1 protein-coding gene is annotated in these 1,219 nt (G+C 46.7%); it reads right to left on the reverse strand.

Features of this window, described 5'->3' with window-relative positions:
• On the reverse strand, positions 1–1,219 hold a 1,219-nt coding region (locus R7P69_RS24850; RefSeq protein WP_318121773.1), incomplete at both ends, for a phosphoglucomutase, alpha-D-glucose phosphate-specific.

A 1,219-nucleotide genomic window follows, 5' to 3' on the forward strand; every position in this document is an offset into this window, starting at 1 on the left:
GCAAGCTCTTCGTAGTACTCTTGTGGGTTTTTACCCGTTACCGCAGTAATCTCTGCCGCTAACAAACATAGTAAGATGCCGTCTTTGTCTGTTGACCATGGTGTTCCATCTTTACGTAGGAAAGAGGCACCAGCGCTCTCTTCACCACCACAACCAAACTTGCCAGTGTAAAGGCCATCGACAAACCACTTGAAGCCGACAGGCACTTCACACAATTCACGACCCAAATCGGCTACTACTCGGTCAATAAGTGCACTTGAAACCAGCGTCTTACCAACAGCAACATCTTTACCCCACGCCTCACGATGACGGTATAGGTAGTCGATACAAACCGCTAAGAAATGGTTCGGGTTCATCAAACCTTTCGGCGTCACGATACCATGACGGTCATAGTCTGGGTCGTTACCAAACGCAAGATCGTATTCATCTTTCAGGGCTAGCAGACCAGCCATTGCGTATGGAGAAGAACAGTCCATACGAACCACGCCGTCCTTATCAAGCGACATGAACTGGAATGATGGGTCGATGGCTTCACTGACTAACGTTAGATCTAAGTTGTACGCTTTGCCGATTTGACGCCAGTAATCGATGCCGCTACCACCTAGTGGATCAACACCAATTTTCAACTTCGATTTCTGAATCGCTTCCATATCGATAACATTTACTAAGTCATCGATGTAAGGCTTCACCAAATCCATCTCTACGAATAGCTCAGATGCTTTCGCTTCTGCTAGCGCTAGACGCTTCACATCTTTTAGGCCACCAGCAATGATCTCGTTCGAACGATCTTCAATCGCTTGAGTCAATTCAGCTTCTGCTGGACCACCATGTGTTGGATTGTACTTAATACCGCCATCTTGTGGTGGATTATGAGACGGTGTGATAACGATGCCATCCGCTTTCTCATCATGCTTTAGATTGTAAGTTAAGATAGCGTGAGAAATGCCAGGTGTTGGTGTGTAGCCATTATCCTGCTGTACGATGACTTTTACACCATTCGCAATCAAAACTTCGATTACGCTTGAAAACGCAGGTTCTGACAACGCGTGGGTATCTTTGCCCACAAACAACGGCCCTGTAGTCCCCTGCTTGGCACGTACTTCTGCAACTGCTTGTGCGATAGCAAGAATGTGGTTTTCATTAAAAGTTTGCTTGTCTGCTGTGCCACGGTGACCAGAAGTGCCGAATTGAACCTTATGTTCCGCATTATTCGCATCAG

The sequence above is a fragment of the Vibrio sp. 661 genome (assembly GCF_033339315.1).
GTDB lineage: Bacteria > Pseudomonadota > Gammaproteobacteria > Enterobacterales > Vibrionaceae > Vibrio > Vibrio alginolyticus.